The organism is Leptolyngbya sp. KIOST-1 (assembly GCF_000763385.1).
Taxonomy (GTDB): domain Bacteria; phylum Cyanobacteriota; class Cyanobacteriia; order Phormidesmidales; family Phormidesmidaceae; genus Nodosilinea.
Map to the genome: position 1 here is coordinate 3,734,787 of NZ_JQFA01000002.1, position 24,141 is coordinate 3,758,927.

A 24,141-nucleotide genomic window follows, 5' to 3' on the forward strand; every position below is an offset into this window, starting at 1 on the left:
GCGCCGCCGATTCTGGGGCCCTAGTACGGGTTGTCAGAATTAGGGCAACCATTGCTGAGGGTTTCAGGTATCAGGAACAGTTAGCTGACTGATGCCACGGGGTACTAGTGGATGGGCTCCTGAAAAGAGACGACAGATGAGACGATGGGCACCCCAAACTGGCGTATCTGAGCCTGATGCCAGCGATCGCAATGCTCCTTTAATCTGAGCCGGGATCTGAGCGAACAAACCCACTTGGCTCAACCCCGACGCTCTTTGCCCTCGACGCTCTTTGCCCTCGACCTTCTTTGCATAGTACTGGCTCTGCTTTAATGGCCTGTCAATTCTTAGATTCCCCTAAGAATCGGGCGTTGCTGATTGGGTCATGAATTTGAGTAAGGACAAACGACCGTTTGCCCCTACGGGAGTCGCTACTTGTTTGATTCGTACCTGTGTTCAGCAACGCCAGAATCGGCTTACCTGCAGAGGATGCGTGTTGTTTGCCCAGTTAGCCATAACGGTTCAGGAGGTTACATTGGCCTCAGGTATAGTCCCTGGCCTCGACTACATCACCCTGTTGATCGTGGATGTACAGCTCTACCTTTTGCGCCCGAGCCTTTTCGTCGCACTTGTGAATCACATCGTCTTTTGCTTGTCCCTGGGCGATGCGTTTTTGATCTTGGGTGGCCACCCAGCCCGTGCCCTCGGGATCACAAACTACATGGATGGCTTCCCCATCGCCCTTCTCAGATTCGGGGGCAACCGCTTTTCCGGTGGTGCCGCCGGTATTTTTCTTGGCGATTTGCTTGTCGCGCCGCTGGGCCCATTTTTCGGCCTGGGCGGTGGCGATCGCGATCGCCCGGCCGTCCTCGTACCCGTCGCTCAGCAGAGCATTGGCGATATCGATCGCCTTGCGCCGCACCTCAGCGGTGAGGTTTTTCATGGAGACAGGGTAATCGCTGTAGGTCCAGGGCATGGTTGATAACAGTTGAGAATAGGGTTTAGGCGTGTCATCAATGCTGGCTAATTCTGGCTAAAAACCTCGACGACTGCCTCTAGTAGTCTGCCAAGGCAATTATGAGAGGTTGGTGGGGCTCACGGTGCACGGTGTACGGTTCACGGCAGCCCTTAAACCGTACACCGTGTACCTTGCACCGTTAGACCGTTGGAGCCTGTCACAATCAGGTTGGTCAAGTACTAGGGCAAGGCTGGCCTGTAGCGCTGGGGCTGCGGAAGACTGCCTAAATGCGCTGTGCTGTGCTGATCGGCATAGAGATCGACATACCGGTGAAAGAGCTGCATAGCCTGGCTAGGATTTCGCCGCCGCTGGGGCTGTTTGACCATCTGCTTGTAGTTGCGTTTGGCCAGGTGTTGCAGGTAGGGCAGATCTTCTAGCAGGGTCAGGCTGGCGGCCAGCAGCAGAATGGCTTTCAGCAGTTCCTTTGGCCATCTCAAATCGCTAAACATTTGAATGCACAGGTAGTGCTCTTCGCTATTTACAGGAATCACATTGAACAGCACCCGAATAAACTTCTGGCCGTAGGCGGGTACTTTTAGCTCGATCTGGTGAGGCGAGTGAATGGTCAAATCGACATCCACGCTGGGGTCGCGCCACAGTCTCAGCACGTTGAAGGGCGAATCCAGCACTGTTTTGAACCGCAGATGTCCGCCTGCCTGGGTTTCTTGAAAATGACTGACTTTGATCACCTTCAGGTTACCGAGGCTGAAGCGGTGGACATCTTCCAAATGCTTGAGGTTGAGCAGATGATAGATCTGACACAGGGAGGGAAAAGGCAGGCGATAGCTCTGCTGAGCAATGCAGGTTGAGTCAAATGGTATTGTCTGCGTCTGGACAAGTTGGGTACCTGGCAAGCCCTCTGATTCGGATCTATCTTCAGCCAAACCAATACAGACCCAGGCCATCAGAATGATCAGGCCAATCATGCAGTAGGAGATGTCGTGGGCATTAATGGCTGACTGCGAAAAGGCTGAGAACCCTCGCTCTATAGCGCCGTAGATTAGCGCTGGGATGGCCAGCAGCCACATGCCGTAGATAAAAATATTGCGCTTTAAGGTGTCTTCAACGGGCGATCGCTGCTCGCTGATTTGGGTTAGGTAGTTTTGTAGTTTGCCTGGCTGGAACATGTCCATCCCCTTTCCGAGAAAAGATAATAAAGAAATATGTCGGTTAACTAGACATTAAAATCTTTCTTCATGGATCCCCCTCAATCCTGGGGTGGAGATGGCGGGTTAATCCGCAATTAGGTAGATGGAAAAACCGCCATAAAATCCTTCCAGGGACAATATTGGCGGCCTAAGGATAGAGCATTTTTAAAGGGCCACATTTTTAAGAGGCCATGGTCAGCGAAGCTGATCACTTTGGAAGGGTGCATCCCAGTTATGTAACTCACCCTGCGGGAAGCAAGCTACACCCTAAAGCTCTCTCCCTCAAGGAGAGGGACTTTAGAAATTCGGCTCCCCTTTTACCTGGAGGAGAAGGGGTTGGGGGATAAGGTCGGCAACCTTGTGAAAATGGGAGGCACCCCCTTGGGAGCTTGAATTTACGCTACTGAAACAGCGATATCATCTGCCAGATGATGTCGTAAACCCGGTGATTAGGTAGTCCTAATTCAACGCTTCTGTAGAGAAAGTTGTGGTGTTCATAGCTCAGCGCAACCCTGGGGCCCAGCCTGGTGCGCCAGGCCAAATGATGTCATACCCTGCAAAAAATAAGGTGCTCTACCGATCAGCTGCTGCTTAATTTGTCTAGTACGGGTTGTCAGAAATAGGGCAACTATTGCTGAGGGTTTCAGGTGCTGGGTTTCAGGTTTCAGGAACAGTTGGCTGACGTATGCCGCAGGGTACTAAGGTATTTGAGTTGCGGACTCAGCCTGCCGAACAACTTCGTGAATGGTCAGTTGCCGCGATGTCATTGTTTCTTTAAAGAGATCGGTCGAAAGGGCTTGTTCGACCGGGTAAACCCCTGGCCGCTTGAGCCGCCCCTGGAGCATGAGTTCAGCGATGCTGCCGGTGCCGAGGCCGGTCGCGATCGCTGCATTTGCGTGGGCAAAGGTGCTGACGTAGTGAGTTTCCCTGCCCTGCTGCTGTCCCTTGATATCGCAGCGCATCGCCACTCCCGTACCGCTGAAGTGGTCGGTGACATCGGTCATGGAGTGGCTGACATTGGCCAAAAATTCTACGGTTTGAGGGCTGCGCAGCACCGCTGGCGGCAGCCAGTGGGCCATAGCCCAGGTGGCGTGGTTATAGAAGTCGGGCACGACCCCAAACTTGGTAATCACGCTTTTGACCGGGAAGGTTTGCTGGAGGGTAATGGCTTCGGGCATGTCGTACCAGTAGACGTTGGCGCGACCGTAGGGGGGGGGAAACTCGAGGGTTTCCCGCTCGGTGTAGGGTTTGATTGGCTGCCAGGCCCCGTTGATCCAGGCTTCAAAGGGGCGCTGGAGACCGATAAACGTGGTGCGCATGACGGTCACCCCAGCCCCACCCGACCCGGCGACAATGTAGCTGAGCTGAATAGACTCCGCCTCGTCCAGGGTTTCTACCCCCTGGCGCACCATGCTGTTGGAGATACCGGGAAACACCCCTGTGTTGATCACCGCTGTCACCCCAGCTGCTTCCGCCTCGGGGTGCATGGCCAGGGCCTTGCGGGTAAAGCTGCGCTCGTCGCTCACGTCGGTGTAGTCAACCCCACACTCAATGCAGGCCCGCAAAATCCCGCCATCGCGGTAGTGGAAGGGCCCGGCCGAATGCACGACCAGGTCGGCTTTTTCCACCGCCGATCGCACCTCCTGTGGGTTGGCCAAATCGAGTACCTGAAACTGCACCTTGGCCCCCAGCCGTTCCAGGGCGGCCATTCCTAGCTGGGGGTTACGCCCGGTGATGGTGACTTCGACCTCTGCTGTGTGGGCCAGAATATCGCGGGCAATGCTGCTGCCAATGCGGCCGCAACCGCCAATTATCAGTACTCGTTGCATAGTGCGGTGCTAGTATCTACAAAGCCCCACCCGGACTAAAGATGCCGGGTAAGCCAGACGGGATCACTGCATAAAGCGTAAAAAAGTTTTGGCCCAGCAGCATCAATCCTGGGGTATGAATAGTTACACTGCCCCCCGGTGGGTCTTGGCGTGGGGCCAATCGCAATTTTCCCATCAACTGATCTGCTTGCGCAGAATCTCGGTGCGATCGGCCAACTGCTCGCCGCCAACTTCGGCTAGGGTCTTCACGTAGTTGAGCTTGAATTTTTCCAGGGCACTGATCAAACGCTGCTCAATATTTTGCCGGGTATTGTGCTGGCTGAGCGCTTGGGCAACGGCGGCGCGCAAATTGTGCTGTAGACGGGCGGTAATTTCTTCGGCTTTGGGATCTGCCAGGCTGCTGGTGAGGGTGTGGTACAGACCCTGGGCCAGTGAGTGGGATAAACCCTGCTTGATCTGGGTCGAAAGCTGCTCTAAACCAGGCAAACCGCTGGTTTTGGGATAGCCCGGCAATTGCTCCAGAGTTTGGGCGATGCTGTGCTGTACCAGGTCTTCAATGTCGGGCTGAACCTGGGGCAAAATATCCTGCACGCCAACGATGTAGAGCTGATTGGCGATCGCCGTTATCTCCTCCTCGGCCACAATTTCAACCTCGCTGTGGGTCGTGACATCGGGATCAATCCACGAAACCCAGTCCAGCAGTTCGCCCTGGCGAATAGAACTCTGCATCTGCTCAATGATCTCTATGCCGGCAATACCAGCAATGTCGGCCCCAACGGTCACAACCACGTCCCGCTGGGCCTCTGCTCGCAACGGTTCCAGGTTGAGCATGTCGACCTGATACAGCCGCAGCGCCACGGGCAGGACCCGCAGCCCACGCCAGAATGGCAGCAGCAGAAACAGGTCGTACCAGCGGCGCAACGCCGCTTCTACCCAACTCAGGTGAGGATTGCGCCGGTGGGACATGCGAATCCGGTTGACGATATCGATGCCAAAAATCAGCACGAAGGGCAGATCAATCAGCCAGAAATAGTCAACGGGCATCCCCAGCCCAGTAATTTGCCGAAAGTAATTGGCCTCCAAGTAGGGGCGAATCTGGCTATTCCAGAACGCCAGCTCCGATTGCCAGCCCTGCTGGTTCAGGTACTCTGTACTCCAGAATTGATCAAAGGCGGCCTGGGGAGAGGGTTGTCCGGTTCTTTGCTGCAGCAGCTGCTGCAGCGTGGCCAGGGAATGGTCGCCGTTGGGGGTGGTGAAAACCCGTTCTGTCGTTAGCGGCTGGCTCAGACTGCGTAGGCTAGACAGGGAGGTTTCGACCTGCGATCGCTCCGAGTTTGGGGCCGCCAATTGCTGAATTAGCGCGTTGACTTGGTCCTGGTAGGCCTCGGTTTGCGGATGGGAAACAATTCCCTTTACCGGGTCATAGATGCGGACAACAACGGGTGTATATTGCCGGTAGACGGGCCGCAGGCTGATGTAGGAAAGATCGAAAAAAACTAGCCCCAGATTGATTAGAGCGATCGTGGCAATGATCCGCTCTAATTTTGGGTAATGACGCTCGAAGTAAGATCGAAACTTAACCATGGGCCGGGGATATAGTTATCAGTATTAACTGTGGAGTCAGCAGGAAAATTTGTCTGGGCACCCTTACCGCAGAACAGACCATTAGCCCCCGCCTCATTAAGGTTTGATTATCAAGCCTTCCCATGGCTTCAGCATCAACCGTGGGGATTAGTTACCTGCGCGTGTTTGCGCTGGGTAAGCGGTCCTAATTAAGCAATGCTGAAGGATTTGCTGTAGGGAGGTCTAAAGTACCGTTGGCCCCAGGCAGGGTGGTCACGCCAGACGAGCACACACCCTATTAGTACCTGCTGATAGTACCTGCTGACCATTTTGGGTAGCGCTCTGGCTAATTTGAACGCCGTTGTAGTCACCGATTCAGAGGGAGAGCGTGCGTGTCTCTCCCAGGGTAGATCTTTTTTGGGAAGGGGCTTTGCTATGGTCGTCTGCATAGATCCTGCGGTGAGTTTTCACCAGAGTCTGGGCTATGTCTCAGGCCCAGACTCTGCATCCCTTCAAAAAATCCCTTCAAAAAAAGCTTCAACCTATGCATGTTGCAGTTTGGCCTGGTAACGTCTATCCGCTCGGAGCCACCTGGGATCATAAGGGAACCAACTTTGCCCTCTTTTCTGAGCACGCCACCGGGGTAGACCTCTGCCTGTTCGACAAAAATGGCGAAGAGACCACGGTGCCGCTGACGGAGGTCAGCAACTTTGTCTGGCATAGTTATTTGCCCGGCATTGGCCCAGGGCAGGAGTACGGCTTCCGGGTACACGGTCCCTACGCCCCCCACGAGGGGCATCGCTTCAACCCTCACAAGCTCCTGATTGACCCCTACGCCAAAGCCATCTCTGGAGAAGTTGGCAACGGCCCCGAACTCTTTGGCTACGACTGGAACAGTCCAGAGGAAGATCTTTCCTTTTCTGATCTCGACAGCGCGCCGCTGATGCCCAAGTCGGTGGTAGTGGATGAAACCTTTGACTGGGAAGGGGACACCCTGCTGCGGACTCCCTGGCACGAAACTGTAATCTACGAAGTTCACGTCAAAGGGTTTACCCGGCTGCACCCTGACATTCCCGAGGAGTTGCGGGGCACCTATGCCGGAATGGCTCACCCGGTTGCCATCGAACATTTGCAGCGGCTTGGCATTACCGCCGTGGAGTTGATGCCCATCCACCACTTTCTCTCGCGCCCCGGTCACCTGGTGGATAAGGGGCTGCGCAACTACTGGGGCTACGACTCAATCAACTTTTTTGCGCCGTTCTCAGGCTACAGCTCCAGTGGCGTCTTGGGGGAGCAGGTACAAGAGTTTAAGGAGATGGTGAAAGCTCTCCACCAGGCGGGCATTGAGGTCATTCTCGACGTGGTCTACAACCACACCGGGGAGGGCAACCACTTTGGCCCCACGGTGTCGCTGCGGGGGGTGGACAACGCCAGCTACTACCGCTTGGTGGAAGACGATCCCCGCTACTACATGGACTTCACCGGCTGCGGCAATTCTCTCCACATGCGCAGCCCCCAGGTGCTGAAGCTGATTATGGACAGCCTGCGTTACTGGGTAATTGATATGCACGTGGACGGCTTCCGGTTTGATTTGGCTTCGGCCCTGGCGCGGGAACTGTACGACGTGGACCGCCTGTCCGCCTTCTTTGACCTGATTCACCAGGATCCGGTGTTGGCCGGGGTAAAACTGATTGCCGAGCCCTGGGATGTGGGCACAGGCGGCTACCAGGTGGGCAACTTTCCAGTCAACTGGTCAGAGTGGAACGGCAAGTACCGCGATACCGTGCGCGACTTCTGGCGCGGGCAAGATGAGACTCTGGGCGAGTTTGCCTACCGTCTCACCGGCAGCCCCGACCTGTATTTTCAAATGAATGGTCGTCAGCCCAACGCCAGCATCAATTTTGTCACGGCCCACGACGGCTTTACCCTCAACGATTTGGTCAGCTACAACGACAAGCACAACGAGGATAACGGTGAAGACAACCGAGATGGCGAAAGCAACAACTCCTCGTGGAACTGTGGGGAGGAAGGGCCAACGGATAAACCCGAGGTGCTGAAGCTGCGGGAACAGCAGCGGCGCAACTTTTTGACCACGCTAATGCTGTCCCAGGGGGTGCCCATGCTGCTGGGTGGCGACGAAATTGGGCGCACTCAGCTGGGCAATAACAACGGCTACTGCCAGGACAACGAGATTTCCTGGTTTGACTGGAACCTGCCCGAGGGCAACCAGGATCTGATTAACTTCTGTCGGGAGCTGATCTACTACCGCAAACAGCACCCGGTTTTTCGGCGACGCAAGTGGTTTCAGGGGCAAGCCATTCACGGCATTGGCGTGACCGACATCAGCTGGCACAACCCTGACGGCACCGAAATGACCCAGGATCAGTGGGATATTGGCTATATCAAGTCGATGGGTGTGTTTTTAAACGGGGACAAAATTCCCAGTCCCGGCAGTCAGGGAGAGCGCATCAGCGACAATGACTTTTTCATGTTTTTCAACGCCCATTACGAAACCATTAAGTTTCAGCTGCCGAAGCTGTTTCGGGAGTATCCATGGATCGTTGAAATTGACACCAAAGAACCTCGGTTTGTAACCGAAGAGCGGACCTTTACCGCTGAGCAAGCTATTCCGGTAGCGGCGCGATCGCTGATGGTTTTGAAACGTCTGTGAGCAATCTTGCCTAGCACTCTAGCTGGTTAGATGCGGTCAATAGTTAATATCCTTCAAAGCCCATGGCCGCTCAATGATCGTTGTGCATCGCAAAACAAGCTCAGAAGGACAGTAAAACCAAAAAAAGACCTGTGATTTAACTCCTGTGATTCGACTAATTAGCGTTCAGGTATAAGCTATGTCTACTTCTATGCAAGAACCTATTGTTGTTGCCTGTGCAGCCGACGATTTCTTCGCCATGCCTTTGGCTGTAACAACCTTTTCGGCCTTTAAAAATCTAAATCCTCAGCGCCGGATGGTCTTGTTTATCCTGGACGGCGGTATCAGTGCTGTCAACCAAAAAAAGCTGCTTCAAACCCTCGACTCAAGCCGGATTGATGTCCATTGGATTAAGCCTACCGCAGACCAGATTAAAGCCACACTGATGAAGTGCAAGGCCAGCAACCATCCCATTTCAACTTATTATCGGTTGCTATTGCCGGCTATTGTTCCGCCGCAGTACAAGAAGGTAATTTATTTGGATTCCGATACTGTAGTAGAACAGGACCTGGAACAACTCTGGAATCAGGATCTGAAAGGCAATGCCTTGCTGGCCGTCCAGGATCAGGCCATTGGTAAGGATCTAGATGTCGTCGAACACTTTGAATCTATAATTCCAGAGAGTTCAGAAATAGAAAAGATAGGTCACAGGTATCTAAATTCGGGGGTCTTGGTCATGGACCTTGAAAAGTGGCGACAAAACCATGTCGCCGATTCGGCGCTGAAGTTTATCAATGATCACCCAGATTTGCCGTATCCCGACCAGGACGCCATAAATATGGTTTTGGCAGATCAGTGGGGCGAGCTTGACCCCAAATGGAATCAAATTTACGCGATCTACTCCTACGACTCGTACCAAGACAGTCCTTACGACAAGACTACGTACCTGGAACTACTGCAACACCCATTTATTATCCACTACACAACTAGACCTAAACCCTGGGGAAAAAACTGTGTTCATCCCCGAGCCGACAGATTTTTTCACTACTTGGATCAGACCGCATGGAAGGGCTGGAGAAATAACGCCCTCAATTACACGACTACCCTTGTGCGTCGTGGCGTTCGCCGAGTCAAAACATCGGTTTTCAAGCAATTCAGTCGACTGCTGTCCCGTGAGCTAACGGCATAAAAGCCTATCCGAAAAAGCTAGCGCAGCGTCAAAGCTAAAAAAAATTAGGGTTCCTGTCGTTGGGTAAAGCGGAGCGTACCCAACGACAGGAACCCTTGTTGGGTTCTGCTAGGGCGCCACCCAACCTACAAACTTAGGTTTGACAGAGCACTAGTCTTTTTTGGGGACAGGCGTGGCAATGCTTGTAATACCAGGCTTCTGGCCAGAATCGATGGCATGCCCTAGGGCGTAGATAGACTGCCCTGGCAGCGGGGGCAGAGACCAAAAAACTCCAGCGTGTGGTAGAAAATTTTGAACTGGTGGGCCTGGTGCAGGTCTTTTTCCAGGCTGTGCACCGGACACTCATCGATCGCGATAGTGATGCCGCATTGCAAGCAGGTGAGGTGGTGGCGGTCTTCCTGAGGCAGACTGTAGAGCGACTCGCCCGAGGGCAGCGTGCGCATCTGCACCGCCCCTTCCAGCTTGAGAGCATCCAGCGCCCGGTAGACCGTGGCCAGGCCCATGGTGTTGCCCTCCTGACGCATTTCCACGTAGAGATCTTGAGCCGAAATGGGCTTACTCAGGCCCTTTAAAACGGTTAAAACTTTCTCTTGGCTGCGGGTGCGTCGTACCATACTGCTCACTTGTACTGCCTCAAGTTTATCAACTGAGCGATACGGTAGGATGGGGACTGTTGACGATCGCGATTTTCTCTGCCTTTGGAGTCTGCCGTGCCCCACTACAGCGCCCGCATCTATGTGACCCTGCGCCCCTCTGTCCTCGACCCGGCAGGGACCGCTGTGCAGTCGGGACTGGCCCACATGGGCTACAGCAACGTCGGCCCAGTGCGGATTGGCAAGTACATTGAACTCACCCTGGAGGCCGATTCTGAAGCGGCGGCCAGCCAGCAGCTCGATCGCATGTGCGATCAGCTTTTGGCCAACCCGGTGATCGAGAACTATCGGTTTGAACTGCAAACGCTAGCCACGGCTTGAAGTAAGGTAAGCATGAAATTCGGCATCATTGTTTTCCCTGGCGCTAACTGCGATCGCGATGTCGCCTACGTCACCCGCGACATTCTGGGCCAGCCCACGCGCATGATCTGGCACGAAGATAGCGATCTGGACGATCTGGACCTGGTGGTGGTGCCGGGCGGCTTTAGCTATGGGGACTATCTGCGCTGTGGGGCGATCGCGCGTTTTTCCCCCGCCATGCGAGCCACGGTGGAGCACGCCAACCGGGGTAAGCCGGTGCTGGGCATTTGCAACGGGTTTCAAATTTTGACTGAGGTAGGGCTGCTGCCGGGGGCGCTGATGCGGAACCGGGATATGCGGTTTATCTGCGATCGCGTTCCCCTCAAGGTGGAGCGCACCAACCTGCTGTGGACCGCAAATTATGAATCTGGTCAGGTGATTACGCTACCCATCGCCCACGGAGAGGGTTGCTACTACGCCGATGAGGCTACCCTGGCCGAGCTTGAGACCCACGATCAGGTTGTGTTTCGCTACTGCGGTCCCGATGGCGGAGTAGAGGCCCACCACAACCCCAACGGGTCTTTGGGCAACATTGCGGGCATTTGCAACCGCCAGGGCAATGTACTGGGCCTCATGCCCCACCCCGAGCGGGCCGCCGACCCAGTGCTCGGTGGCATCGATGGTCTGCCCCTGTTCCAGAGCCTGGTGCAGGCGCTAGTGGCTGCTTAGAAAGGCGTGTTGCCATCGTTTGGTTCTGGGGCTAGCGGAGAATTAGCCACAGATGTGCCCGCCCCAAGTCGCACGGTAGGTTGGGAAATTATTCCAGGCGATCGCGCTGGGGCATCCAGCTGGTGAAGAGGCCGATGCTAAAGGCCAAAAGCACCAGCGGCAGTAGGTTAAAGCGAATTCCGCTACCGCTGTCCTCGTTGCGCCAGCTCAACCACATAAAGGGGTGGCTGCCAATGGCAAAAGAGGGAGTGTCAAAGAGTTTCAGCACCGCGGGCAGCGCCACAAACAGTAGCAGCAGCACCACCAATGTCTGGCAGAAAATTTTTAAGAACCGTATCATTGTCTCTTGTGATGCACGCCAATGGACCAGAGCATCCCCTAGCCCGATGGCTAACCAGGGTGAGCATAGGAAAGCCTTAGCTAAGGATTCCCGTACTACATCCCCCTGTGAGATGTTGGCTGCATCTATAGTCTGAGATTTCACCGCATCTGCCATCTACCCAGGGACAACAAATCCTGTCGATGATGACACGGCTGGTTGTGTTACCGTCTGGGGCAGGCTAAAAACCGGTCGCATAGCGAGGTTCCATGGCAGGCTCCCCGGCTTCCCCCGCTTTACCAAAACGCTGGTTGGTACAGGTGTGCCGACACCGATCCTGCGATCGCGGTGGCTCGGCGGCGGTGCTGGCAACGTTTAGGGAGTACCAGAACTCTCAAATCCTGGTGGCCGAGAGTGACTGCATGGGCCAGTGCAGCGCTGGGCCTACCGTCAAAGTGATGCCCGGCAATACCTGGTACTGCCGGGTCACTGCCGAAGATGTGCCGAGAATTGTGGACCAGCATTTGAACCAGGGGGAACCGGTGCGCGATCGCCTCCACCCCCGCTTTCATCCTTCCGATCTCGTCTAGGCAATAGAGCATTGGTACAGTACGGCAAGATCCCAGGGCTCTTGGGCGGATTGGCCAAGACTTTTGAGACATCCAAGGTTAGAAGCCTGGGATCTGTACCGGTGTTCTAGGGGAGTCATTTACCGCTGCTTTTGGGCCAGGGCCTCCGCCGGGGGCCGGATTACGCGCCGGGCCAGGCCCAGTTTTTCCAGGGTCCAGATGGCGTACCAGGTGGCGTCGATCTCCCACCAGCGCCAGCCGGCGGGGGCCACATTGGGGTAGGCGTGGTGGTTGTTGTGCCAGCCCTCGCCGTAGGTAAGCAGTGCCGTCCACCAGAGGTTGCGGGAGCCATCTTCGACATGAAAGCGACGCTTGCCCCACATGTGGGTGGCGGAGTTGATCAGCCAGGTGGAGTGCCAGAGGGTGACGATTCTCAAAAAGCCGCCGTAGATCACGAAGGGCCAACCGCCGAGGGCAAAAAGAGCGATCGCAATCGGCACTTGCAGCAGCAGAAAGTTGCGATCGAGCCAGCGGTAGTAGGGGTCGCGGGCAATATCTGGGGCGTAGCGGCTGTAAATCTGGCCGTTGAAAATCGCCGGGTTGCGGTAGATCATCCACAGCATGTGGCTCCACCAAAATCCCCGACTGGCGGCGTAGGGGTCTTTTTCGGCGTCTTCAGTGTAGAGGTGGTGCTGGCGGTGCCCCGCCACCCAAAAGATGGGGCCACCCTGGAGAGCCATGGCCCCAATGGTGGCGAAGGTGTACTCCAACCAGCGGGGCACCTGCAAACTGCGGTGGGTAAGCAAGCGGTGGTAGCCCAGGCAGATGCCGATGCTGCCGAACAGCCAGTGCAGGGCGATCATCACCCCCAGGGCCGACCAGGAAAAGAACCAGGGGGCCAGCAGAGCCACCCCGTGCAGGGCGGCAAAAAAGCCCACCAGGGTCCAGTCGAGGTTGGCGATACCCGGCAGTTTGGGGCGGGGTTTTAACGTTGTTGTCATAGCAAATCCTTTTCAGCCGTAGGGTTGAAGCGATCGCCCCAGGCCGTTCTGGCCAAGACGATGGGTAAGCCCTTGACCCATGCTCCCCAACCGGGAAAGCAATTGCAAGTGTCGCTTACATCCACCACCCTAACAACTCCCCTGGTAAAATGCAAGTAATGCTTTCTTTTTGCCATGGTAGCCCAGCGACAATCGGCCCGGCAGCGGCTTGTAAATGCGGCCTTTCAGCTTTTTGCTACCCAGGGGGTAGCGGCTACCACCACCCGCCAGGTGGCCGATCTGGCGGGGGTGAACGAGGTGACGCTGTTTCGCCAGTTTGGTAGCAAGCATGGCTTGCTTGCAGCGGTGATGACCGAGGCGGAGGTGTTGCCCCCATCCCCGGTGGACCCGGTGGCGGTGGGGCAAACCCCGGTCGAGCAGGCGCTGCGGGATTTTTTGGCCCAGTGTCTGGAGGCCCTGGATCCCCTGTCGGAGCTGGTGCGATCGGTGATTGGCGAGGCGGGCCAGTTTTCCGCCGCCCACAGCCAGGCCATGGGGCAGGGGCTCCACACCATCCGCGACTACATGGCGGAGTACCTGGAGACCCTGCTGGGCAGCGGCTCTGTGCTGCCCCCAGGGGAGGTGGCGGGGCTGGTGATGGCGCTGCTGCTGGGCTATGCGGCGATCGACGGCACTACCTCGGGGACTACCGATACCGACGCCGAGGGGACCACCGAGGGGGGCTCTGGCCTCTGGCCCAACCGGGACGCGTTTATTGCGAGTGTGGTGGGCTGGCTGCTGAGCCTGCGGACCCCGGCGGCTGATCTGTCTGCGGGGGGCGATCGCCCAACCGGGGATTCCCCCACCCCAGATCCCCTCGACACCGCCCATTGGATCGACCTGCCCGCCCCGATTGTCCACCAGATTATGCAGGCGGCCCGCAAGGCTGGCCCCCAGCCCTACGCCCTGGTCTACGTGCTGCTGGGGGCGGGGGTGGCGGCCGCCGAGGTGCCGCTGCTGACCCGCAGCAGTGCCCTCTACGACAGCAGCCAGCACATTTTGCTGGTGGGCCCCCACCACCGCCAGGTGCCCCTCAACCAGTGGATCTTGGGCAAGCGCTACGGCACCTACAGCAAAAATCCCCTCACCCGCTGGCTCAAGGGCCGCAGCGACAGTTCCCCGGCCCTGTTTCTGGGGCCCAACGACCAGCCCATGACCCCGCGCAGGGTGCGGCAACTGTGGGCAGAGGTGACCGCCGATATTCTGGCCCCTTCCGGCGAACCGCTGCGGGTTGACCAGGCCCGGGCCACCTGGTGCGTGGAGATGCTGCTGCGGGGTCTCAGCCGCCAGGACCTCAGCCTGCTCAGCGGGCTTTCGGTGGAGGAGCTGGAGCCGCTGGTGCAAAAGGCCCAGGCGCGATCGGCCCTGGCCCAGGCGCTGCGGCTGGATCAGCAGGCCGGGGGAGGGAAAGTCAGCCCGGCTACCCCGGCCACTGGTATCGATGAAGGTTAGGAGGCATCGGATGCGGCCTTATGCCCCTGCTGCCCAGCCGGGCCAGGGCCCGGGGGGCTGGGGGGGTAAGTCCTTGGGGGCGGTGCGGGTATCGTAGAGGCTGAAGCCTCGGGCCTCGTAGTTCTTCAGGGCGGCGGGGCCATCCAGGCTACAGGTGTGGACCCACACCCGGCGGTGGGCGACCTGCCAGGCCCGCTGCACCCCCACCGTCAGCAGGTGGCCCCCCAGCCCCTGACCCACGAACTGAGGTAGCAGACCAAAGTAGGCGATCTCCACCTGGGCGGCGGGCTGGGCCTCCAGCTCGATGTAGCCTGCGGGGGTGCCCGCCAGGTAGGCCACCCAGGTTTCCACCTGAGGGCGATCGAGGTAGGCCAGCCAGCGATCGCGGCTCCAGCCCAGGCGATCGCACCAGTACCAGGCACCCCCCACGCTGGCGTAGAGAAAGCGGCTGAACTCGGGACAAGGAACCGTGGCCTGGCGAATCTCTAGCTGGGGATGGTCGATCAGCTTGGGCCGCAGCTGGGCTGGGTCCAGCATTTCCAGGTACCAGGTGGTGACTTCAACCGGCATCAGTGCAGCAGTTCTCCCCGCAGCACCGTCACCGCCTGGCCGCTGAGGTGGATGCGATCCCCTTCATCGCGCACCTTCACCACCCCGCCCCGGGTCGACGACTGGTGGGCCAGAAACGTAGTTTGGCCCAGCTTTTCGCGCCAGTAGGGGCTGAGGCAGCAGTGGGCCGCCCCGGTCACCGGGTCTTCATCAATGCCCAGGTTGGGGGCAAAAAAGCGCGAGACAAAGTCGTAGGGGGCTTCGCCCACGCTGGTGACAATCAGGCCGTGGACAGGAAATTGCCCCAGGACGGCAAAGTCGGGCTGGAGATCGCGCACCGTCGCCGCTGAGTCTAGCTCCACCAGATAGCCCAGGGAATTTTCCACCACCGCCAAGGGCTTGGCCCCCAGGGCCGCCGCCAGGCCGGGCGGTTCTGCGATGGGCTGAGAGGGGTTGGCGGGAAAATTTAGCTCAATCCAGTCGCCCAGGCGGCGGGCGGTGAGCACCCCACTGCGGGTGTAGAAGGTGGCGGGGCGATCGCCGGGCAAATGTCCCTCGCTCCACAGCACGTGGCAGGTAGCCAGGGTGGCGTGGCCGCAGAGGTCTACCTCCACCGTGGGGGTAAACCAGCGCAGCCGATAGCCTTCGGCCTCGGGGTAAAAGAAGGCGGTTTCGGACAGGTTCATCTCCTGGGCCACCCGCTGCATCCACCCGTCGGGGCGGGGGGCAGGAAGGGCGCACACGGCGGCGGGGTTGCCGCCGTAGGCGACATCGGTAAAGGCATCGACCTGAGTCAGTGGAATGGCCATGGCGCTACGCCCCTTTTCAAAGTAGTCAGTTCAAAGTCGTCAACTTAGCATAAACACCTGCCGCAGTTGGTCAGCGGTCATGAAGCAGCGGTCGGCCGGAAAATCGTCGGCCACGGCTTTGGCGACCTCGGACAGAGTGTTGGGGGACTGCCCCTGCAAGCGACCCAGTAGGGCATAGCTCGCCAGGCCCAGGTACTCTCTGATGGCGAGCAGCGATCGCTCCCGATAGCCCACGGTGGCAGGCAGGGGCTCCACGTGGGGCATCACCGTAAATCCTAGCCCCCTGAATGTGAGCCAAGCCCGCAGCATGTGCGGCGTATCGGTAATTAGCACAATGTTTTGCAGACCCTTCGCTCCCAGGGCGGCGGCGGCAGACTCTGCTTCCTGCTTGGTGGTTTGAACGCAAACAGCGCTGACCAGATGGGGCGACAGATGGCGCTGATCGAGGGCTTTGACTACATCCGCCCCCTGAGAACGGCCCATGATCAACAGGTTGGGCGATCGCCCGGTAGCGACCATATCTAAAGCGGTCTCGTAGCGATCGCCCTGGAGGCGTCCAGCCCGGGCCAGCACCACCACGGCATCGGCAGGCTGCCCCGAATCGGCGGGCACGAAGCTCGACAGCAGGGCCGTAGCCGGGGCCGAAAACAGCGGCGAGAGCAGGAACAAGTAGGCGACCAGCAGAGCCATACAGGCCCCCATCATCCGCCGCCGATACCTGGGTCTGCTGACTATCAGGGCGACTACGGCGATCGCCAGCAGCGTCAGCGTTACTTTTTTGGGGCTAATAAACCAGTAATACAATTTCCAGGTCAATTTTGGCCAGTAGAGGCCAAAAACGCTCCGCAGTAGTTCTAGCATGGGGAGTTCTAGACAAGAGGAGTAATCATAGATTTGAGAAAATTTATGGAAAAATTCTCAAATCTAGCCTACTCACTGGCGCTTTTAAGACCGTAAATTCTTCACTGCGCCAAGCAAAGTTCATATAAGGATGTAGTCACCGCAAACTCAGCGGCAGGTAGACTACTCGTAGTAGCGCCGGTCGGCCCACGCCCGTAGATCCTGTTCAGAGTCAAAGGTATGGCGCTGTTGGGTCACCGCGTCGTAGACCACAAATGCAGTCTGGCCCTGGCGATCGCGCCTGACCGTCACCCTCACATCGGCATCTCCGCACAGGTAACCCACCAGGCGGTTGGACAGGGGGCGCAGACGCGCTTTCGCCCTGGCCCAAACTCGACCCATGGCATAGTCGGACTGAACTGACTGCTCTGGAGTCTCTGGAATCAGCTCAAGCTGAGCATACAAACTGTTCGGTTTCATGGCGCTGTCCTCATAAAAACGGCAAAGCCTGGGGAGCAGCACGAATCGATTCGGCCTGGTAGCAGTTTCTGCGATCTGCCCCTGGCCGAACAGAGGCAGTTGGCGTAAATTGTTTTGGTAACAGTTTAATTTATCCCGACTGTTCTGCTCCCCTCCCCCCAAAACTGTTACTCCCGCACCCATCCCCCCCCTCCCCTACCCGCCCACCCATCCCCCCAACATGCCCCTCTCCCCCCTCCCCCTCTCCCCCCAGCAGGTGCTCTACGAGCAGGTGGCCAATCGCCTGCAGCAGCTGATTACCGACGGTACGCTCAAGCCGGGCGATCGCCTGCCCTCGGTTCGCAAGCTGCGGGCCCAGCTCTCGGTCAGCACCTCCACGGTGATGGAAGCCTACCGCCTGCTGGAGGACCGAGGTCTGGTGGTGGTGCGGCCCCAGTCGGGCTACTACGTCAAGCAGACCACCCTACAGCTGCCCCAGGAGCCCACCCCCACCGCGCCCCCCCGCCACGCCACCGACATCGACATCTCCCTGGCCTTCGAGGTGATGAGCCTGATGCGCGATCCGGGACTGATTCAGCTGGGGGCGGCGCTGCCCGATCTGGCCATGCTGCCCCTGGCCCAGCTCAACCGATTGATGGGCAAAGTGCTGCGGGAGGAGCCCACCCTGGCCCACGGCTACGGCAGTCCCCTGGGCCTGTCCACCCTGCGGGCCGAGCTGGCCAAACGCATGCTCGATGCGGGGTGCTCGGTCCACCCCGACCAACTGGTAGTCACCAACGGGGCCAACGAGGCGATCTACCTCTGCCTCCAGGCCCTCACCCAGCCCGGCGACACCGTGGCGATCGAGTCACCCACCTACTTTGCCATGCTGGAAGCGCTGAAATGCCTGGGGCTCAAAGCGCTCGCCCTGCCCACTCACCCCCGCGAGGGCATCAGCCTGCCCCACCTGGAAGAAGCGCTGCAAACCGGGGAGGTTAAGGTGGTCATGCTGGTGTCAAACTTCAACAATCCCCTGGGCAGCTGTATGGACGATCGCAAAAAGAAACGCCTGGTGGAGTTGCTCAACCAGTACGACCGACCGCTGATCGAAGATGACGTCTACGGCGACCTCTGCTTTGCTGGCACTCGCCCCAAGGCGATCAAGGCGTTTGATACCGAAAACCGGGTGCTCTACTGCGCTTCGGTGAGCAAAACCCTGTCGCCGGGGCTGCGGGTGGGCTGGTGTGCCGGTGGGCGCCACCACAGCGACATCGCCCACCGCAAGTCGATGATCAACCAGCACACGGCGGTGCCCGCCCAGCTCACGGTGGCGGCCTTTTTGGCCAACGGCGGCTACGATCGTCACCTGCGCCAGCTGCGTCGCACCTACCACGAGCAGATGCTGCGGATACAGCAGACCATTCGCGCCTATTTCCCCGCCGAAACCTGCGTGACGCGCCCCACGGGGGGCCACGTGCTGTGGCTGGAAATGCCCAAGGGGTTCGACGCCCTGCGGCTGTACAAAGAGGCCCTGACGGCGGGGATCGCGATCGCCCCTGGGGTGATGTTTTCGGCTTCGGGCCAGTGCTACGGCAACTGCTTTCGGCTGAATACGGCGGTGGCCTGGTCAGACGAACTGGAGCAGGCTCTGCAAACCCTGGGCCTGCTGGCCAAAAAGCAGCTAGCCGAACAGCTGCTGCGTGAAGACCATTAGCTCGACAGTTTGGCCTGCTATATTTCTGCTGGCCCAGGGCGTGGCATCAATTGGGGCGAAAAGCCCGGTATATCAAGCCTTGCCACGCCCGATCCAAACGCCACGCTAGGGGCTGTAACGCTTAATTTTTGAGCGTTTAGCCGCTAATTGGTGACAGTCCCCAGAGCGTCGGTACAGTATTTGTTTGGCAGGGAGGCTCGGGGCATGCGAGCCACAACTGCGGCGGTAGCCCAAGCTGCTACTGGGGCCATTTCGCTGGCCCCAGCCCCCCTGCTGCGCGCGTCCTGCTTCGCACAGGCTTCGCCCTACGGCCTACGAGGGGCGTCGCCCCTACTGGGGCGCTAACGCGAACATTGGCCGCCCTGGACCCGACGGAAAGGATCGATCATCGGTTTAAACCTTTGTTCTGCCAAGGAATCGGTAGGGATCTGTAGACCCTGCGGTGGCAGATTCAAGATTGCGGCCATACTAAACCGGTGCTCTAGCGCAGCGTTAAAGCCAAAAATTAGGGTTCCCGTAGGTTGGGCGAAACGCAGTGGAACCCAACATCCCCATCCCAAACGGCCCTACTCCCGACCAATTTTCTCATCAAACTCCACGGACTCCATCGCACCCCAATCGGCAGAATAAGCCCCATCGGCAACATAGCGATGAAAGCTCGAATGGGGCCAATCTCTCGGCGCACCGACCTGGCCATGCTTTACGGGGTTGTAGTGAATATAGTCAACGTGCTGGCTAAAGTCGGCTTCGTTGTGAATTTGATGTTCCCAAAATCGCCGTTGCCAGATGGTTTGTTCCCCTTTGCTTTGGCGAGAAATGGAGCGTTGCTGCTGATACGTGTCAGAACATTTCAAGCTAAATCGAGCTTTGATGCGCTGCCAGCGAGAGGAAAATCGGCATCTCCGCCCGGCAAGGTCCAACTGCTGTGGAGGCGATCGGGTAGGACGACGATGGCGTCGATGGTGAAGGGTGATTGTGCTTTTACGGTGTGGAAGGCTTGGCGGAGTAGGGCGATGGTTTCGGTGCTGTGGAAGAGGGGTTGGCGATCGCAGGTGACGATGGTGAAGAAGTAGGTTGCCCCTGAGGTTTTGGCGCAGCGGTAGTGCATGGGCGACGGGCAAAGTTTTTGCCGGTGGAGTGGGTTATTGGATGGGGGAGTCATCACCTGTGTTGGGTTCCGCTGCGATACACCCAGCCCACATTGCTAAAACGAAATATTATGTGCAAGTTTTCTCATGAATTAAATTCACGAAGTTTCTCACAATACATTCCGCCCCCGCTGAATATGAAGAAGTTGGGCTAGATCCTGACCCCCAACTTGAAAAACTAAAATTAGGAGTTATACCCAAATGAGAATCAGCCACTTCATCACCAATCTCAATATTAAATTCTTCCTCAAGTGCCATAATTAATTCGACCATGTCCAAATCATCCGCACCCAAATGATTAGAAAGATGACAATCAAGATTTACTTCCTCCTCCTCCACCCCAAGCTGTTCAGAGATTATCTTTCTAACTCTCAGAAAAACTTGGGTCTTTTCTTCGTCACCACCAAACCTTCCAATATTTTTCCTGATCTCATTTTTTTGGACTGATAATTCTTCATCTATTTCGATTTGACTGTCGCGAACAGAGGGATTTTGTGGGGTCGCTGTTTCCAACCTTTTTCTGGCATCAGATTCTTCCCTCATCTCTATGCGAGAGTCAAACAAATCACGTATTTGGGAAAACGGAATTTTCCGACCGCTTTGGGTATAAATTTTTCGAGCTATATCAAAAACAATCTCTTCACGGCTTATTTTAAGACCATCCAAGTTATTTTTGCTGCCCTCAACTATTTCGTCAATTAGTTTCAATGCCACTGAGCTAAGAACTTTGAGCTCATATTCATCGTTCATTTTTTAATCCTTTAAAAACAGGAAAATGTCGATTTCCAATTTTTTTATTTAAGAATTGTTTTGCTGGTCGAAATTTTCATGGTTCTGGATAAACTTTAATTTAGTTGATCTCCCAAGACTCTCGATGCCACCTTAACCCCTCTAAGCTTGGCATAAAAACTTCCTCTCTTGGCAACTCAACTCGCTCTCCTTACATAGCGCAGGCACCCATAAAGTACCCCAGCGCGTCTAGAAATTCATCGGTTCTTGAATTTCCTTAATCTGGGCCAACTGCCGCCCCGAGGGGCCGGTCTTTGACCATCGTGGCTGCGGCACAACCCTGGGAAACTGCTGGTTAGCAGCGGTAAAAGCGACAGCCCCTGGGTCATGATGTTTAAGCAATCCCTTCCCAAATCCAATGACCACTCCTCTGCAAGTTTTGGTGACCGGTGCCACGGGGCGCACCGGCGCGTTAGTCGTTCAAAAGCTCCAGCAGCGCCCTGAGCAGTTCACCGTCCGGGGCTTTGCTCGCTCTGGGCAAAAGGCCAACGATCTGTTTGGCGATGCAGTAGAGATTTACCTGGGCGACATCACCCAGCCAGAAAAACTGGCCCCGGCCCTGGCGGGCTGCGATGCGCTGGTCATTCTCACCAGCGCTATCCCTCAAATGGTGGCCCCCCCAGAGCCTGGGCAGCGACCCGAGTTTGTCTACCCCGAGGGCGGCACCCCCGAGCAGGTCGACTACCAGGGCCAGCTCAACCAGATCGATGCCGCCAAAGCTGCCGGAGTGAAGCACATCGTGCTCGTCGGCTCCATGGGCGGCACCAACGAACAACACCCCCTCAACCGCATGGCCAACGGCAACATTTTGATCTGGAAGCGCAAGGCCGAAGCTTACCTGATCGACTCTGGCCTTGACTACACCATCATCCGAGCCGGAGGGCTCCAGGACCAACCGGGGGGACAGCGGGAATTGCTGGTGAGCAAAGACGACACGATGCTGACGCAGCCTCCCGACGGCATCCCCACCGCCATTCCCCGCGCCGATGTGGCGGCGGTGGTGGTGCAGGCGCTGCTGCTGCCCGCCGCCCGCAACAAGGCCTTCGATGTGATTTCTAAACCGGAGGGCACCCCCGGTGCCGTGGTCACCACCGATTTTCAGGCGCTGTTTGAGCAGACGACGCCGGGGCTGTAGGCGAACCACTGCGCCTGGGGGCGGCCAACGGCCTCAGCGGCAGAAACGGTGAAGGTATCTCCCAATCCAGCCATCGAATCGCGGTTTTGGAGGCCCTAAAGGGTGATATTTGCTACTTTCCCAAAATTTCCCCGTGGTATGTTGTGCGCCATCGACCGACAGTGAGGCCCAATAGCGATGGCGGATACCCTGATCAAAATCGATTTGACCCAATCTCCCTACGAGAACGACGCGATCCACAACCGCTGGCATCCCGACATTCCCATGGTGGCCATGGTCAAACCGGGGGATGACTTCATCGTCGAGTGCTACGACTGGACCGGCGGCCAGATTGCCAACGACGACAGCGCCGACGACGTCCGGGATGTCGATCTGAGCCAGGTGCACTTTCTCTCCGGGCCGGTGGGCGTAGAGGGGGCCGAGCCGGGGGACCTGCTGGAGGTGGATATTCTGGACATTGGGGCCTTTGAGGCCAGCCAGTGGGGGTTCAACGGCTTCTTCTCCAAACAGAACGGGGGCGGCTTCCTGACCGAACATTTCCCGGAGGCCCAGAAATCCATCTGGGATTTCAACGGCATGTTCACCAAGTCTCGCCACGTTCCTAATGTGGAGTTTGCCGGCCTGATCCACCCCGGGCTGATTGGCTGTCTGCCCTCCAAAGAGATGCTGGCGGAGTGGAACCAGCGGGAGCGGGCCCTGTTTGAAACCGAGCCCGACCGGGTGCCGCCCCTGGCCACCCTGCCCTACGCCGAAACCGCCCACCTGGGCCGCATGCCCGCCGACCAGGCCAAAGCCGCCGCCGCCGAAGCGGCCCGCACCGTGCCGCCCCGAGAGCACGGCGGCAACTGCGACATCAAAGACCTCTCCCGCGGGGCCAAGGTCTACTTCCCGGTGTACGTGAAGGGCGGTGGCCTGTCGGTGGGGGACCTGCACTTTAGCCAGGGGGATGGGGAGATCACCTTCTGCGGGGCGATCGAAATGGCCGGGTGGATTCACCTGCGGGTGAACCTGATCAAAGACGGCATGGCCAAGTACGCTATCAAAAACCCGATCTTCAAGCCCAGCCCGATCAAGCCCCGCTACGACGATTACCTGATCTTTGAGGGCATTTCGGTGGACGAGCAGGGCGAACAGCACTACCTCGATGTCCACATCGCCTATCGCCAGGCCTGCCTGAATGCGATCGCCTATCTGACCAAGTTTGGCTATAGCCGGGCCCAGGCCTACGCCATCCTCGGCTGCGCTCCGGTGGAGGGGCACATCAGCGGCGTGGTCGATATCCCCAACGCCTGCGCCACCCTGTGGCTGCCCACCGACATCTTCGACTTTGACATCAAGCCCGGCGCAGACGGGCCCCAGGCCCAGGCCAGTGGCACCATGGATGTGCCCCTTTCCCCCGACCAGGAGTAGCGCCCATGCCCCTCTACGACTACAAGTGCCGCGACCATGGCCTGTTTCAGGAGCTGGCGATGGTTTCAGACAGTGCCCAGCCCCAGCCCTGCCCCCAGTGCGATTCCCCCTCGGCGCGGGTGATCGTGCTGACCCCGGCGCTGCTGGGGCTGGACCCGGCCCAGCGAGAGGCCCGAGAACGCAGCGATCGCAGTCGCCATGAGCCGCTGTTTTCAACCCCAGAGCAGCGGGCCGAGGCGCAGGAACGGCACCAGCACCGCCATGGGCCGGGCTGCGGCTGTGGCGATGGGGCAGTCAGCCAGCCCCAGGTGTTCTACACCGCCGACGGCAAAAAGTGGTTTCCCTCCGCCAGACCCTGGATGATTAGCCACTAACCCGGCGAAAGTTGGCACCTGCTCAATCTGGACATTACGTCCGTTCGATGCCGATGCAGCCTGTCCACAGCTACCATCGGCTACTCCGCCTCGTGCCTGCTCTCATCCACAAACAAGCTGCCCTGAGCTGAGCGATGGGGCGATCGCTCAGCTCAGGACTACAAGCAGGTGGTATAGCGAGTGTTGCAGGGCTACCCGGTGCATGCGATTGGTCTTTGGGCTGCACCGATTAACTCAAGTGAGCTTGCGGTTGACGATAAGTAGGTGAGCCGATTCAAATGTGGGATGGGTTAGCGATAGCGTAACTCTTGCGGGCGTTGGGTTTCGTGCCTCAACCCAACCTACATGGTCTTATGTTTGATTATGCCTTCCCACTTACAGGCGGGGTGTTTCCATGAGCCTGGCCTTGGTTGGGGAATTTAAGCCTTCCATGACATGCCCCGCTCAACCCACCTTGTCTCCTTTGAGATGCTTTG

Annotated in this window: 23 protein-coding genes and 1 pseudogene; 10 read left to right on the forward strand and 14 right to left on the reverse strand. The window is 57.7% G+C overall.

The window, feature by feature from the left end; all coding sequences use genetic code 11:
* Positions 1 to 520: 520 nt before the first annotated feature.
* The 4 genes from NF78_RS32480 to NF78_RS16535 all read right to left on the reverse strand — a co-directional run bounded on the left by NF78_RS32480 (position 521) and on the right by NF78_RS16535 (position 5,558).
* Positions 521 to 955 carry a DUF2188 domain-containing protein gene (locus tag NF78_RS32480; protein WP_035988040.1) on the reverse strand — a complete coding sequence of 145 codons (435 nt, stop codon included), beginning with the start codon at positions 953 to 955 and terminating at the stop codon, positions 521 to 523.
* A 221-nt stretch (positions 956 to 1,176) separates the two neighbouring features.
* A complete protein-coding gene (locus NF78_RS16525) occupies positions 1,177 to 2,124 on the reverse strand; it encodes a hypothetical protein (protein WP_156119797.1) in 948 nt (315 codons plus the stop codon).
* A 719-nt stretch (positions 2,125 to 2,843) separates the two neighbouring features.
* On the reverse strand, positions 2,844 to 3,974 hold the full coding sequence (locus tag NF78_RS16530; RefSeq protein WP_035988042.1) for a saccharopine dehydrogenase family protein: 1,131 nt from the start codon (positions 3,972 to 3,974) through the stop codon (positions 2,844 to 2,846).
* A 174-nt stretch (positions 3,975 to 4,148) separates the two neighbouring features.
* Positions 4,149 to 5,558 carry a hypothetical protein gene (locus NF78_RS16535; protein WP_035988044.1) on the reverse strand — a complete coding sequence of 470 codons (1,410 nt, stop codon included), beginning with the start codon at positions 5,556 to 5,558 and terminating at the stop codon, positions 4,149 to 4,151.
* 523 nt (positions 5,559 to 6,081) lie between these two features.
* Here NF78_RS16535 and glgX point away from each other — a divergent pair.
* Complete coding sequence (gene glgX, locus NF78_RS16540; protein ID WP_035990034.1) at positions 6,082 to 8,208, forward strand: glycogen debranching protein GlgX; 2,127 nt, start codon at positions 6,082 to 6,084, stop codon at positions 8,206 to 8,208.
* A gap of 178 nt (positions 8,209 to 8,386) precedes the next feature.
* Positions 8,387 to 9,376, forward strand: a complete 990-nt coding sequence (locus NF78_RS16545) for a glycosyltransferase family 8 protein (protein WP_035988047.1) — start codon at positions 8,387 to 8,389, stop codon at positions 9,374 to 9,376.
* A 221-nt stretch (positions 9,377 to 9,597) separates the two neighbouring features.
* Here the strand turns inward: NF78_RS16545 and NF78_RS16550 are convergent, their stop codons facing one another.
* The gene (locus NF78_RS16550; protein WP_035988048.1) at positions 9,598 to 9,990 is read right to left on the reverse strand and encodes a Fur family transcriptional regulator; all 393 of its coding nucleotides are present in this window, start codon (positions 9,988 to 9,990) and stop codon (positions 9,598 to 9,600) included.
* Between the two features lie 84 nt (positions 9,991 to 10,074).
* On the opposite strand from NF78_RS16550, the gene purS reads away from it, so the two are divergent.
* A complete protein-coding gene (gene purS / locus NF78_RS16555; RefSeq protein ID WP_225885321.1) occupies positions 10,075 to 10,350 on the forward strand; it encodes a phosphoribosylformylglycinamidine synthase subunit PurS in 276 nt (91 codons plus the stop codon).
* 12 nt (positions 10,351 to 10,362) lie between these two features.
* A complete protein-coding gene (gene purQ / locus NF78_RS16560) occupies positions 10,363 to 11,058 on the forward strand; it encodes a phosphoribosylformylglycinamidine synthase subunit PurQ (protein ID WP_035988051.1) in 696 nt (231 codons plus the stop codon).
* Between the two features lie 88 nt (positions 11,059 to 11,146).
* On the opposite strand, the gene NF78_RS16565 is transcribed toward purQ, so the two are convergent.
* On the reverse strand, positions 11,147 to 11,398 hold the full coding sequence (locus tag NF78_RS16565; RefSeq protein WP_052050562.1) for a hypothetical protein: 252 nt from the start codon (positions 11,396 to 11,398) through the stop codon (positions 11,147 to 11,149).
* A gap of 248 nt (positions 11,399 to 11,646) precedes the next feature.
* Here NF78_RS16565 and NF78_RS16570 point away from each other — a divergent pair, with 248 nt between their 5' ends.
* Positions 11,647 to 11,967 (forward strand): (2Fe-2S) ferredoxin domain-containing protein, encoded by a 321-nt coding sequence (locus NF78_RS16570; RefSeq protein ID WP_035988053.1) that lies wholly within the window; start codon positions 11,647 to 11,649, stop codon positions 11,965 to 11,967.
* Between the two features lie 119 nt (positions 11,968 to 12,086).
* On the opposite strand, the gene NF78_RS16575 is transcribed toward NF78_RS16570, so the two are convergent.
* The gene (locus NF78_RS16575; protein WP_035988055.1) at positions 12,087 to 12,947 is read right to left on the reverse strand and encodes an acyl-CoA desaturase; all 861 of its coding nucleotides are present in this window, start codon (positions 12,945 to 12,947) and stop codon (positions 12,087 to 12,089) included.
* A gap of 174 nt (positions 12,948 to 13,121) precedes the next feature.
* On the opposite strand from NF78_RS16575, the gene NF78_RS16580 reads away from it, so the two are divergent.
* The gene (locus tag NF78_RS16580) at positions 13,122 to 14,438 is read left to right on the forward strand and encodes a TetR/AcrR family transcriptional regulator (RefSeq protein ID WP_052050563.1); all 1,317 of its coding nucleotides are present in this window, start codon (positions 13,122 to 13,124) and stop codon (positions 14,436 to 14,438) included.
* Positions 14,439 to 14,456: 18 nt separating this feature from the next.
* On the opposite strand, the gene NF78_RS16585 is transcribed toward NF78_RS16580, so the two are convergent.
* The 4 genes from NF78_RS16585 to NF78_RS16600 form a co-directional block, all read right to left on the reverse strand.
* On the reverse strand, positions 14,457 to 15,008 hold the full coding sequence (locus tag NF78_RS16585; RefSeq protein ID WP_035988057.1) for a GNAT family N-acetyltransferase: 552 nt from the start codon (positions 15,006 to 15,008) through the stop codon (positions 14,457 to 14,459).
* Positions 15,008 to 15,796: a PhzF family phenazine biosynthesis protein gene (locus NF78_RS16590; RefSeq protein WP_035988059.1), complete on the reverse strand. Its 789-nt coding sequence runs from the start codon at positions 15,794 to 15,796 to the stop codon at positions 15,008 to 15,010. Before NF78_RS16590 ends, NF78_RS16585 begins: the two co-directional genes overlap by 1 nt.
* A 39-nt stretch (positions 15,797 to 15,835) precedes the next feature.
* The gene (locus tag NF78_RS16595) at positions 15,836 to 16,657 is read right to left on the reverse strand and encodes a YdcF family protein (RefSeq protein WP_035988061.1); all 822 of its coding nucleotides are present in this window, start codon (positions 16,655 to 16,657) and stop codon (positions 15,836 to 15,838) included.
* A gap of 162 nt (positions 16,658 to 16,819) precedes the next feature.
* A complete protein-coding gene (locus NF78_RS16600) occupies positions 16,820 to 17,116 on the reverse strand; it encodes a hypothetical protein (protein WP_035988062.1) in 297 nt (98 codons plus the stop codon).
* Between the two features lie 220 nt (positions 17,117 to 17,336).
* On the opposite strand from NF78_RS16600, the gene NF78_RS16605 reads away from it, so the two are divergent.
* Entirely contained in the window at positions 17,337 to 18,809 is a 1,473-nt protein-coding gene (locus NF78_RS16605) for a PLP-dependent aminotransferase family protein (RefSeq protein ID WP_035988064.1), read from the forward strand.
* Between the two features lie 566 nt (positions 18,810 to 19,375).
* Here NF78_RS16605 and NF78_RS33015 read toward each other — a convergent pair.
* The 3 genes and pseudogenes from NF78_RS33015 to acpP all read right to left on the reverse strand — a co-directional run.
* Complete coding sequence (locus NF78_RS33015) at positions 19,376 to 19,663, reverse strand: REP-associated tyrosine transposase (RefSeq protein WP_263970621.1); 288 nt, start codon at positions 19,661 to 19,663, stop codon at positions 19,376 to 19,378.
* On the reverse strand, positions 19,660 to 19,917 hold the full coding sequence (locus NF78_RS33020) for a hypothetical protein (protein ID WP_263970622.1): 258 nt from the start codon (positions 19,915 to 19,917) through the stop codon (positions 19,660 to 19,662). Before NF78_RS33020 ends, NF78_RS33015 begins: the two co-directional genes overlap by 4 nt.
* Before the next feature lie 247 nt (positions 19,918 to 20,164).
* Positions 20,165 to 20,374, reverse strand: a pseudogene (gene acpP / locus NF78_RS32485) (acyl carrier protein); the annotation flags it as partial.
* A 730-nt stretch (positions 20,375 to 21,104) separates the two neighbouring features.
* On the opposite strand from acpP, the gene NF78_RS16620 reads away from it, so the two are divergent.
* The 3 genes from NF78_RS16620 to NF78_RS16630 all read left to right on the forward strand — a co-directional run bounded on the left by NF78_RS16620 (position 21,105) and on the right by NF78_RS16630 (position 23,665).
* Positions 21,105 to 21,881: an SDR family oxidoreductase gene (locus tag NF78_RS16620; protein ID WP_035988067.1), complete on the forward strand. Its 777-nt coding sequence runs from the start codon at positions 21,105 to 21,107 to the stop codon at positions 21,879 to 21,881.
* A 177-nt stretch (positions 21,882 to 22,058) separates the two neighbouring features.
* Positions 22,059 to 23,291, forward strand: a complete 1,233-nt coding sequence (gene fmdA / locus NF78_RS16625) for a formamidase (protein ID WP_035988069.1) — start codon at positions 22,059 to 22,061, stop codon at positions 23,289 to 23,291.
* A 5-nt stretch (positions 23,292 to 23,296) separates the two neighbouring features.
* Positions 23,297 to 23,665, forward strand: coding sequence for a zinc ribbon domain-containing protein (locus tag NF78_RS16630; RefSeq protein ID WP_035988072.1), 369 nt, complete (start codon positions 23,297 to 23,299; stop codon positions 23,663 to 23,665).
* Positions 23,666 to 24,141 lie beyond the last annotated feature (476 nt).

Excerpts from the sequence above, each read along its gene's own strand:
- NF78_RS32480 (WP_035988040.1), bottom strand. The coding sequence starts at position 955 with ATGCCCTGGACCTACAGCGATTACCCTGTCTCCATGAAAAACCTCACC.
- NF78_RS16525 (WP_156119797.1), bottom strand. The coding sequence starts at position 2,124 with ATGTTCCAGCCAGGCAAACTACAAAACTACCTAACCCAAATCAGCGAG.
- NF78_RS16530 (WP_035988042.1), bottom strand. The coding sequence starts at position 3,974 with ATGCAACGAGTACTGATAATTGGCGGTTGCGGCCGCATTGGCAGCAGC.
- NF78_RS16535 (WP_035988044.1), bottom strand. The coding sequence starts at position 5,558 with ATGGTTAAGTTTCGATCTTACTTCGAGCGTCATTACCCAAAATTAGAG.
- glgX (WP_035990034.1), top strand. The coding sequence starts at position 6,082 with ATGCATGTTGCAGTTTGGCCTGGTAACGTCTATCCGCTCGGAGCCACC.
- NF78_RS16545 (WP_035988047.1), top strand. The coding sequence starts at position 8,387 with ATGTCTACTTCTATGCAAGAACCTATTGTTGTTGCCTGTGCAGCCGAC.
- NF78_RS16550 (WP_035988048.1), bottom strand. The coding sequence starts at position 9,990 with ATGGTACGACGCACCCGCAGCCAAGAGAAAGTTTTAACCGTTTTAAAG.
- purQ (WP_035988051.1), top strand. The coding sequence starts at position 10,363 with ATGAAATTCGGCATCATTGTTTTCCCTGGCGCTAACTGCGATCGCGAT.
- NF78_RS16565 (WP_052050562.1), bottom strand. The coding sequence starts at position 11,398 with ATGATACGGTTCTTAAAAATTTTCTGCCAGACATTGGTGGTGCTGCTG.
- NF78_RS16570 (WP_035988053.1), top strand. The coding sequence starts at position 11,647 with ATGGCAGGCTCCCCGGCTTCCCCCGCTTTACCAAAACGCTGGTTGGTA.
- NF78_RS16575 (WP_035988055.1), bottom strand. The coding sequence starts at position 12,947 with ATGACAACAACGTTAAAACCCCGCCCCAAACTGCCGGGTATCGCCAAC.
- NF78_RS16580 (WP_052050563.1), top strand. The coding sequence starts at position 13,122 with ATGGTAGCCCAGCGACAATCGGCCCGGCAGCGGCTTGTAAATGCGGCC.
- NF78_RS16585 (WP_035988057.1), bottom strand. The coding sequence starts at position 15,008 with ATGCCGGTTGAAGTCACCACCTGGTACCTGGAAATGCTGGACCCAGCC.
- NF78_RS16590 (WP_035988059.1), bottom strand. The coding sequence starts at position 15,796 with ATGGCCATTCCACTGACTCAGGTCGATGCCTTTACCGATGTCGCCTAC.
- NF78_RS16595 (WP_035988061.1), bottom strand. The coding sequence starts at position 16,657 with ATGCTAGAACTACTGCGGAGCGTTTTTGGCCTCTACTGGCCAAAATTG.
- NF78_RS16600 (WP_035988062.1), bottom strand. The coding sequence starts at position 17,116 with ATGAAACCGAACAGTTTGTATGCTCAGCTTGAGCTGATTCCAGAGACT.
- NF78_RS16605 (WP_035988064.1), top strand. The coding sequence starts at position 17,337 with ATGCCCCTCTCCCCCCTCCCCCTCTCCCCCCAGCAGGTGCTCTACGAG.
- NF78_RS33020 (WP_263970622.1), bottom strand. The coding sequence starts at position 19,917 with ATGCACTACCGCTGCGCCAAAACCTCAGGGGCAACCTACTTCTTCACC.
- NF78_RS16620 (WP_035988067.1), top strand. The coding sequence starts at position 21,105 with ATGACCACTCCTCTGCAAGTTTTGGTGACCGGTGCCACGGGGCGCACC.
- fmdA (WP_035988069.1), top strand. The coding sequence starts at position 22,059 with ATGGCGGATACCCTGATCAAAATCGATTTGACCCAATCTCCCTACGAG.
- NF78_RS16630 (WP_035988072.1), top strand. The coding sequence starts at position 23,297 with ATGCCCCTCTACGACTACAAGTGCCGCGACCATGGCCTGTTTCAGGAG.